The following is a 9,036-nucleotide window of genomic DNA, read 5'->3' as shown; positions in this document are numbered from 1 at the left end:
CGGGTACGGCACCCACGGCCAGACCCCCAGCTCGGAACGACGACTCGAAAGCGGCATCGATGGACCTTCTCACCACCCCCTTCCTGACCGGAACGGCGAACGGCGCGATCTTGCTGATGGCCGCCCTCGGCCTCACCCTCACCTTCGGCCAGATGGGCGTGATCAACATGGCGAACGGCGAGTTCCTCATGGTGGGCGCGTACATGGCCTACCTCACGCAGCAGGTGTTGGGCACTTCGGGGCTGTCGATCTTGGTCGCACTCCCCGTGGCGTTCGTCGTCGCCGGCCTCCTCGGGTTGCTCCTCGAGGTCACCGTGATCCAATGGATGTACGAGAGACCCCTGGACACATTGTTAGCAACCGTCGGTGTGGCGCTCGTACTCCAGCAACTGGCCCAGGACGTGTTCGGCGCACAAGGTGACCCGGTGACCGCGCCGAGTTGGCTCGGCGGACGCCTCTCGGTGTTCGGGTATGAGTGGCCGCATCGCCAGCTCTTCACCATCGTGCTCGCGCTGGCCGCTCTCGGCGCACTCAGCGCCCTCCTCAAGTACAGCAGTTTCGGCCGACAGATCCGGGCGACCGTTCAGAACCGACAACTCGCCGAAACGCTCGGGGTCTCGACTCGGAACGTCGATCGCCTCACCTTCTTCCTCGGTTCCGGTCTGGCCGGCCTCGGCGGAGTCGCCATCGCGCTCATCTCGGGCACGAACCCGACCCTCGGCACGGCGTACATCATCCCGGCGTTTCTCGTCGTCGTCGTCGGAGGTGTCGGGCAGCTCAAGGGGACCGTGATCGCTGCCTGGGCCGTCGGCGTGGCGACCGCCTTCCTGACCGACCGCACCAGCGGCAGCACGGCACAGGTCATCATCTTTGCCTTCGTGGTGATCTTCCTCGTGATCAGGCCACAGGGCCTCTTCACCGTCCGGACGAGGTCGTTGGCGTGACGAGCACTGCGACCGAAACAAGCGGGTCGCCGGACGCAACAGAGCCGGGAACCGTTGCGGACGGCCGAGGGAGCGAACCTTCCGACGATCAGCCGTCGAAGTCGCTCACGCCATCGCTGGCTCGGCGGATGAGCAGCTACGGCTCACTGGTCGGAATCGCCATCTTGGCGTTCGTGCTCCTCGTGTGGGCTCCCAGCACACTGACCTCGTTCCGGCTCGGAAACCTCGGGCGGTACTGCGCGATGGCGCTCGCCTCCATGGGCATCGGACTGGCGTGGGGTCGCGGCGGCATGCTCGTGTTGGGCCAGGGGGTGTTCTTCGGCATCGGCGGCTATGCGATGGCGATGCACATGAAGCTCGAAGCCGCCGGTCCCGGCGGTGTGCCCGACTTCATGACGCTGTACGGCGACGGCACCATGCCGGGCTGGTGGGAACCGTTTCGCAGCGGGCCGTTCACCGTTTTCGCGATCATCGCGATGCCCGCGGTCGTGTCGTTCGTGCTCGGCTACGCGATCTTGAAGCGACGGGTGAAGGGCGCGTACTTCGCGATCCTCACGCAGGCCATGGCGGTCGCGTTCTCGACACTGCTGGTGGCGACGATCACGCAGACCGGCGGATTCAACGGACTCAACTCGTTCTCGACGTTCTTCGGGCACAACCTGTTCGATCCGCAGGTTCAGAAGAACGTCTACCGACTCGCCGCGGGACTCGTAATCGTGTTCCTGGTGATTCTCTGGCAGCTGTACCGGAGTCGATACGGCGAACTCCTCCTCGCGACCCGAGACGGCGAGGAGCGCATCCGCTTCCTCGGCTACGACCCCGCCAACGTCAAGTTGGTCGCCTTCATGGTGGCGGCGGTCATGGCGAGCATCGGCGGTGCCTTGTTCGTCCCCATCGCCGGCATCATCTCGCCGCTCGATGTGGACGCCTCGGCGTCGATCTTCTTACTTGCCGGCGTCGCTCTGGGCGGCCGGGCCTCGCTGTTCGGCCCGGTGCTCGGAGCGATCGCCGTCGGATACGGCCGGTCGACGCTGTCCGAGAACTTCCCGACGCAGTGGAGCTACTTCCTGGGGGCGCTCTTCATCCTCGTCGTGCTGCTGCTTCCGGGGGGCGTTGCTTCGCTGTGGCCGATGCTCAGAGCACGGTGGTCCTCGTCGTCCGAGTCGTCTCGGTCGAGTTCGGCCAGCCACGCCGCTGTCGAGTCCGACGCCGACCGAGGTGCACAGGCGGCCACATCATGACCGCCTCGTTCCTTGGCCAGGACTATCTCGAGATCCGCAACCTGACCGTGGATTTCGATGGCTTCAAGGCCGTCGACGGAGTGGACATCACGTTGCATCAGGGCCGGCTGCACTTCCTCATCGGACCGAACGGCGCCGGCAAGACCACCCTCGTCGACGCGCTGACCGGACTCGTGAGCGGGACCGGAGAGGCCACGTTCCGCCACCACGACCTGTTGTCGATGCGCTCGCAAAATATCGCCCGCCTCGGGATCGGACGGACGTTCCAGACGGCGTCGGTGTTCGAACAGCTCAGCGTGCTCGAGAACCTGGACATCGCCGCGGGACTGCACCGGAGTGCTCTCAGTTCGCTTCGCGCCCGCCGCACGGTTCCCGAACCGGTCGAGCAGGCTCTCGACACGATCGGTCTGACGGCGCTCGCGCAACGACCTGCCGGCATCCTCGCCCACGGGCAGAAACAATGGCTCGAGATCGGCATGTTGCTGGTGCAGGACGCGCAACTGATGTTCCTCGACGAGACCGTCGCAGGAATGAGCGGAGACGAACGCGACGAGACCGGTGAGCTCTTGAAGCGGATCGTCGCCGACCGCACGATCGTGGTGATCGAACACGACATGGAGTTCCTGCGGCGATACGCCGACTTCGTGACGGTGATGCACGCGGGGACCGTGCTCGCGGAGGGCTCGGTGGCGGACGTACAGGCCGATCAACGAGTCCAAGAGGTCTATCTGGGAACTGCGACGGAGGCGGCGACGCATGGCTGAACCAATGCTCGAACTGATCGGCGTCACCGCCGGATACGGCCGATCGATGGTCTTGTTCGACGTCGATCTCGCGGTTCCCAATGGAGGCGCTGCGGCAGTTCTCGGACACAACGGTGCCGGCAAGACCACCCTGTTGCGAGTCGCCGTCGGGTTGATCCCGGTGAGGTCCGGAACCGTGCGACTCGACGGGCAGGATGTCACCAAGATGCGCCCGAACCGCAGAGTGCGCAAAGGGCTGGGCTACGTCCCGCAGGGCCAACTCTGCTTCCCGCAGATGACGACCCTCGAGAACCTCCAGTTGGTCTCCAATGTCCGATCCGAGATCGACGGGGTGCTCGACACGTTCCCTGCCCTGACCGGGCTCTTGAGCCGACCCGCGGGTCTGCTGTCGGGCGGTCAACGCCAGCAACTCTCGATCGCCCGCACTTTGCTGGGTCAACCGCGACTGTTGATCCTCGACGAACCGACGGAAGGCATCCAGCCCAACGTGGTCGCGGAGATCGAGCAGGTCATCGTCGACCTCACCGCCCGCGGCGACCTCACGGTGCTGTTGGTCGAGCAACACGTCGGGTTCGCGCTTCGTTCGACCAACCGGTACTTCACGCTCGAGTCAGGCCGCGTCACGGGCACCGGTGAAGGTGGGGAGCACTCGCTGGACGCGGTCCGCCAGGCGATGGCAGTCTGACCCGCGCGACTGTCACCTCATGAACAGGAACGACTGTTCCCGCACTCCGCCGCTGCCGTCGCCCGCGCCCGACGAGACCGCGGACTGCACATCAACGATCCGGAGGAGGTGGCGGTGCCCACCTCGTGGGTCCTGGAGCCGGCGCGCGACGGCTGTCGGGTCCACGATCTGATGGAGGACGGCCGACACGTGTTGACACGAGACGACGTGATGGAGGGGGTCCCGGAAGCACATCGATCGTATTGCCGCACAGGGCATCGGTACTCCGAGCCCCAAGGTGGGCAAGCTCGACCCGGTACGCGACCTCGTGACGGGTCACGAGTACACGCTGATCGACCTCGACGACATCGCCCGAGTCACGATTGACTCCGACCTTCGCTGCGCAGACGAGCACGGTCGATCGGTCGGCCTCACCGACCGATTCGTGCTCGAGACCGAGTCGACGAGTGCGCCCGGTGCGACCGATCGCTACCTGTGGCGGCTGGGCATCCGCCCGGAGAAGATCAGCACGTACGACACCGGACCCACCGCCCCGGACCCGTCGCTGGTGTCGAACAAGTGGAATCGCATGCTGCGACGCCACTTCGATCGATGACGATGCAACTCGGCGGACCCGCCCGCTCACACAGCCAGTTCACAGGAAGACGCGCAAGACTGAACGACGTGAACGTCACCACGCCCCTGCTCTGTCGCTCCGTCGCCGTGCTCGCCGCCGGAGCAATGACCATCGCGTCATGCGGCTCCGACTCCGACGTCGGCAGCGACACCGCGACCAGCGATGACACGACCGCCGACACCGCGGCCACCGCCGAGACCGGGGCCGACTCCACCGACGCCGATTCCACCGCGACCGGGACCGAGACCGACGAGACAGCGGCGGACGCGTCCACGGGAGATGCCGACACCACCGCAGGCGTGGAGGCCGCGCAGTGGGGTGACAACGTCACGGTCACCGTGTCAGACACCAGTTTCCGGTTCGAATCCGACGGACTGCCGAACCACGAGCTGGCCGACGAATATCTGGTCCCCACGACCGGCAGCTTCGATCCGCCGGTTGACGAGACCGAGGTGGCGGCCACATCAAGTGACGTGGCCGTCGTCGAATCACCGGTCGACCAGGAAATCACCCTCAACCCCGTCTACAGCGACACGACGACTGAAACCAACCTCGGCATCATCGGCGTGGCGATCAGCGGCGCCCAACTGTTCAACGATTACGAGGACACGGACCGCAGCTTCGTCGCCGTCGACGACAACATCACGATCGACGGCGTCGACTTCGTCGACTCCTGCAACGGTCATCCGCTCGCGCTCGCCGCCGACGGCACCGGCCAGGGCAACTACCACTACCACGGCGTGCCGTACTGCATCACCGACGCCGTCGATGCCGACGGCGAACACTCGACGATCATCGGCGTGCTCCTGGACGGCTTCCCGTTCTACGGACCTCAGGACGCTGACGGTGTCACCATCACGTCCGACGACCTCGACGAGTGCTCGGGCCACGTCGGGGTGACCCCGGAGTTCCCGGACGGGATCTATCACTACCACCTCACCGAAGACCGGTCGCCGTACACGGTCGACTGCTACCACGGCGAGATCGACGCCGCGAGCACCACCGATGCCGGCGGCCCGCCCGACGGCGAGGGTCCCCCCGAAGGTTGAGCGGGGCGTCCGCTCTGGACGTGTGCGGAGTGGGGCGTCGGTCCCTTGGCACGTCTCCCGTCCACTCGGCCAAGAACCAAGAGACTGCCCGGGAATCATCCCGAAAGCCGGAACCCGACGGCGGGGACCACCTCGATCGATGACCGTACGTTCCATGGTTCGTCGATGAGACCGTGTCCGGTGACGGAATGGTGATGAACGAGGAGGTGTACCGGCACACGCACCTCCTCGGAACGCTGATCGAGGTCCGACTGCGTGGAGCGGAACCGGCCGCCCTCGACGTGGTGAATCGCCTGGTCGTCGACGCGATCGTGCGGCTCCAGGCGGTGTTCAGCGTGTTCGATGAGCAGAGCGAGTTGAGCCGCTGGAAACGCGGCGAGGTCGATCAGCCCTCGGCCGAGTTGGTGACTGTGATGTCGGCTGCACACGAGTGGCAGGAGCGTTCGCTCGGGGCTTTCAACCCGATGACCGGGCTGCTGTCGGACGTGTGGCTCCGCGCCGAAGAGCGATCCAGCGTGCCGACGGCGGCCGAGTTGTACGAGGTGGCGTCATCCATCGCCCGTCCTCGATTCGAGATCACGGGCGGCCGGCTGCGCCGCACCGGGGACTGCGCCGCATTGAACCTCAACGCCATCGCGAAGGGCTTCATCGTGGATCGGGCCAGCGATCTCGCGATGTCGAGCGGTGACATCTCGATGATCGTGGTTGCCGCCGGCGGCGACGTGCTGCAGCGGGGCGCGCCGGCGGCGAAGGTGGGGATCGAGAACCCGCTGCGTCCGTACGACAACGAACCCCCGCTGACTGTCATCGATCTCGCCGACGCAGGACTTGCGACGAGTGGCGCGGCGCGCCGCGGCGTGCAGATCGATGGACGACGTTTCAGCCACGTGATCGATCCCCGCACGGGTGAGCCCGTCGACCGCCAGGCCTCGATCTCGGTGGTCGCACCCGATGCGATGACCGCCGACGTACTGGCCACCACCCTCGGCATGACGAATCCGGCGGCGGCGATCGACGCGTCGACCTCGTTCCCCGAATGCGCCTGCCTGGTGATCGGGGTCGACGGTTCGCGCTGGGCTGACCAGACCTGGCGAGACAGGTACGGGGATCCCCTGCTGCCTACATCAGGGTGACGGCCACCATCACGACGGTGATCACCGTGCCGGCACCCGCGACGACGAATGCCGAGGTCCGCCGCTTCTTCAAGAAGAACTGCATCACCAGCCCGGTCAGCGAGATCACGACGAGGAACCCGGCGCTGATGTCGATCAGCCAGTTCCACGATCCATCGGTGTTGCGGCCTTTGTGGAGATCGTTCACCACGGCGACCCAGCCCTCTTGCTCGACCGCTAGGTCGAAGGTGCCGTCGTCGATGGCGAAGCTGAGGTCGGCCCGGTAGCCGGGGTTCAGGAAGGCGATCGATCCCTCGCCGTTCGTCTCACCGAAGGAGTCGACGCTGCCGATCACGCCATATTCCTCTCGGACGTACTCCGCCATCGACAGATAGTCGACGCCAACCGCGGAACCGTCGTCGGCGACGAACTGGGTCGCGAACGGAAACGTCCCGGACTCGACGGTCGTCTCGGTCTCGTCGCCGAACGTCCACTCGGGATGGTTCAGCGTGATGCCGGTGGCTGCGAAGAACAGCACGACGAGCAGGGCGATCATGCTCGTGTACACGTGGATCAGGCGAGACCAGCGGTGCGTGTCCCGTCCCAGCTTGCCTCGGCGTGCCCTCGTTGCGCCGTCGCTGCGTTGCGTCAGTGGCGTCGACGGCGTGGGCTCCACGGCGAGGAGCGGGTCGTCCATGAGCGGAGCGGTGGTGATGTCGTCGATGGTCATGCGAACAACGTCGCCGAGAGGTTGGCGAGCTCCCCGTCGTCGGCGAGCGCCACCGTGAAGGGCTCGTCACCGATCGTGATCTGTTGGCTCGTGATCTCGTACGGTCCGTGCTCGCGAGCCGCCTCGACGAAGAGCACGTAGTCGCCCTGTGCGACCGGTTGGCCGTCGAAGCCGGTTCCGTCCCATGCGACCGTGTAGTCACCGGCCACCTGGGTCGCACTCGACATCGTGACGTCGCTCCCCTGCCCGCTCGCCGAATACCACTGCGGCAGGTCCGACAACCACCGATCGCCCCTGCCGGACTGCTCGTACCAGAGGCTGATCGTCTGCACCAGGTTGCCGTCGAGGTCCTCGACCCATACGGCGATATACGGGCTCTCGATACCTCGACCATCAGTGGATTCCGGGACGAACGAGAATGACACGGCGAGTTCCGCCGCTGCCGGGAACGTCGCTGGATCGACCGACGCGTCGACCGACGCGACGGTTGTCTCGGTCGGCGTCTCGGCAACCGGTGCGGACGTCGTGTCGGCCGCGGGTGTCAGGGGCGCGTCGGTCGTCGTGGTGTCGGCTGTCGTCGGTGAGCTCTGGGTGGTCGCCGATCCGAACACTTCGGCGTCGTTGTTGCCACAGGCCATACCCGGGACGACGATCAAGGCGGCGAGCGCGGCCTGTCGAAAGATGGTGCGGCGCGTGGTCGTCGCGTACCTCGTCTGGAGTGGTCGGGTCGAGATCACGAGCCCATCCTGTCGCTCGAAGCTGTGTGTTCGCCGTGAATGGAACTCGAAGTGGAAGTGAGTACACCAGTGCGTCGATCGGGGATCCGTGAACGGAGGAGGAGGGTCGAGATGTTCATGCCTCGAGCCTGATCAGCAAAGGTAAGGATCGCGCGTGCGAACCCGAAAGATCCCATTCCTTCGCCCTCGGGGTCAGTGTGGTCTGCTCGGTGACGGCGATGCGGACGTCGATAGAGCCCGCGCCCGTCCACCTCGACGGAGACGATTTCATCGTCGCGGCCGAATCAGCGGCAGCCGTTCCGGTCACGATGCACGTCAGCGCACCCATGGCGACGATCGCCAACGCGTTGGTCCCGAACAACAACAGCGCGCCGAGGGACTCGGTCGTCGCTCCGAGTTGCGCCGTGACTCCCACGACCGCCAACGGCGCCGGCGGCGAGGGCGATGCCGAGATCGAGCAACGTCGGTGAGATGCGGGAGGCGATCTCGGCGTTGGTGTCGACATCAGTGCTCGGCCCGAGGATCGCCGTGACGCGGAACCCGGTCCTGGACCGCGACGAGCATCCCGACGACGGCGCCGTCAGCGCGACTACGACGGCCAGCGCGAGCGCCGCGACCGCCCAGACCACCGGCAGTTCCCACGAACGCTGCTTCATCTCGGGCAACGGCTCAGCCATCTGGGATGCGGGCGGAACGCGCCGGGAGATCGTGGCAGCGCCGCCGTCTGTCTCCTCGATGCGAAGGCTGCCGCCGTGCGCTGCGACGGACTGGTTGGTCAGGGCGAGCCCGAGTCCCGCCGACTCGGTCGCCGCGGCAAGCGCCGCCGTGCCAACGCCGACCTCGTGGGCGTTGTACCTCTGACCGGAGGGTCGCGCGACCACGTGACGGATCGACGGTTCGTCCTCGACGACGAGCATCCGGCTCGGAGACGATGTGGGCGGCCCGGCGGACATCTTCGGCAGTCCATTCAAAAAGTCTGTCTGTTCGCTGTGAACCCTCCGCGATCGGTGTCAGGGGTTGGCGGGAGGCGGGCCGCCCGCGCCGCCGGGAGGTGCCGGGAGCGCTGCTTCGAGTTCGGCCACCGTCACACCCAACTCGGCGGCTGAGGCATCGAGATCGAACGGCGGCTGACCGAACACCCGTTCGAGGTCGGCGGCG

General features: G+C 66.2%; 10 protein-coding genes and 1 pseudogene. 8 read left to right on the top strand and 3 right to left on the bottom strand.

Annotated elements, in window-relative coordinates; all coding sequences use genetic code 11:
* Positions 1 to 59: 59 nt before the first annotated feature.
* The 8 genes and pseudogenes from urtB (at position 60) to WBV89_RS05505 (ending at position 6,432) form a co-directional block, all read left to right on the top strand.
* Entirely contained in the window at positions 60 to 944 is an 885-nt protein-coding gene (gene urtB / locus WBV89_RS05540) for an urea ABC transporter permease subunit UrtB (RefSeq protein ID WP_423980339.1), read from the top strand.
* 128 nt (positions 945 to 1,072) lie between these two features.
* On the top strand, positions 1,073 to 2,185 hold the full coding sequence (urtC, locus tag WBV89_RS05535) for an urea ABC transporter permease subunit UrtC (protein ID WP_423980338.1): 1,113 nt from the start codon (positions 1,073 to 1,075) through the stop codon (positions 2,183 to 2,185).
* Positions 2,182 to 2,949, top strand: a complete 768-nt coding sequence (gene urtD, locus WBV89_RS05530; RefSeq protein WP_423980337.1) for an urea ABC transporter ATP-binding protein UrtD — start codon at positions 2,182 to 2,184, stop codon at positions 2,947 to 2,949. The genes urtC and urtD overlap by 4 nt, the downstream gene beginning before the upstream one ends.
* A 4-nt stretch (positions 2,950 to 2,953) precedes the next feature.
* The gene (locus WBV89_RS05525) at positions 2,954 to 3,634 is read left to right on the top strand and encodes an ATP-binding cassette domain-containing protein (RefSeq protein WP_423980340.1); all 681 of its coding nucleotides are present in this window, start codon (positions 2,954 to 2,956) and stop codon (positions 3,632 to 3,634) included.
* Positions 3,635 to 3,643: 9 nt separating this feature from the next.
* Positions 3,644 to 3,862: pseudogene (locus WBV89_RS05520) on the top strand (urease subunit gamma); the annotation flags it as partial.
* Between the two features lie 49 nt (positions 3,863 to 3,911).
* A complete protein-coding gene (locus WBV89_RS05515) occupies positions 3,912 to 4,229 on the top strand; it encodes a hypothetical protein (RefSeq protein WP_423980336.1) in 318 nt (105 codons plus the stop codon).
* A 68-nt stretch (positions 4,230 to 4,297) separates the two neighbouring features.
* Positions 4,298 to 5,299 carry a YHYH protein gene (locus tag WBV89_RS05510; RefSeq protein ID WP_423980335.1) on the top strand — a complete coding sequence of 334 codons (1,002 nt, stop codon included), beginning with the start codon at positions 4,298 to 4,300 and terminating at the stop codon, positions 5,297 to 5,299.
* Positions 5,300 to 5,472: 173 nt separating this feature from the next.
* A complete protein-coding gene (locus WBV89_RS05505) occupies positions 5,473 to 6,432 on the top strand; it encodes an FAD:protein FMN transferase (RefSeq protein WP_423980334.1) in 960 nt (319 codons plus the stop codon).
* On the opposite strand, the gene WBV89_RS05500 is transcribed toward WBV89_RS05505, so the two are convergent.
* From WBV89_RS05500 to WBV89_RS05490, 3 genes are all read right to left on the bottom strand, one after another.
* Positions 6,419 to 7,141 carry a PepSY-associated TM helix domain-containing protein gene (locus tag WBV89_RS05500; RefSeq protein ID WP_423980333.1) on the bottom strand — a complete coding sequence of 241 codons (723 nt, stop codon included), beginning with the start codon at positions 7,139 to 7,141 and terminating at the stop codon, positions 6,419 to 6,421. The genes WBV89_RS05505 and WBV89_RS05500 overlap by 14 nt on opposite strands.
* Entirely contained in the window at positions 7,138 to 7,878 is a 741-nt protein-coding gene (locus WBV89_RS05495) for a DUF2271 domain-containing protein (protein ID WP_423980332.1), read from the bottom strand. Before WBV89_RS05495 ends, WBV89_RS05500 begins: the two co-directional genes overlap by 4 nt.
* A gap of 284 nt (positions 7,879 to 8,162) precedes the next feature.
* Complete coding sequence (locus tag WBV89_RS05490; RefSeq protein ID WP_423980331.1) at positions 8,163 to 8,831, bottom strand: hypothetical protein; 669 nt, start codon at positions 8,829 to 8,831, stop codon at positions 8,163 to 8,165.
* Positions 8,832 to 9,036: the final 205 nt, after the last annotated feature.

It is taken from the genome of Ilumatobacter sp. (assembly GCF_049588435.1).
Classification (GTDB): Bacteria; Actinomycetota; Acidimicrobiia; order Acidimicrobiales; family Ilumatobacteraceae; genus Ilumatobacter_A.
This window is presented reverse-complemented; position numbering and strand designations above follow the sequence as displayed.

Bases quoted from the DNA above. Each gene is read 5' to 3' on its own strand.
- urtB (WP_423980339.1), top strand. From the start codon at position 60: ATGGACCTTCTCACCACCCCCTTCCTGACCGGAACGGCGAACGGCGCG.
- urtC (WP_423980338.1), top strand. From the start codon at position 1,073: ATGAGCAGCTACGGCTCACTGGTCGGAATCGCCATCTTGGCGTTCGTG.
- urtD (WP_423980337.1), top strand. From the start codon at position 2,182: ATGACCGCCTCGTTCCTTGGCCAGGACTATCTCGAGATCCGCAACCTG.
- WBV89_RS05525 (WP_423980340.1), top strand. From the start codon at position 2,954: ATGCTCGAACTGATCGGCGTCACCGCCGGATACGGCCGATCGATGGTC.
- WBV89_RS05500 (WP_423980333.1), bottom strand. From the start codon at position 7,141: ATGACCATCGACGACATCACCACCGCTCCGCTCATGGACGACCCGCTC.
- WBV89_RS05490 (WP_423980331.1), bottom strand. From the start codon at position 8,831: ATGTCCGCCGGGCCGCCCACATCGTCTCCGAGCCGGATGCTCGTCGTC.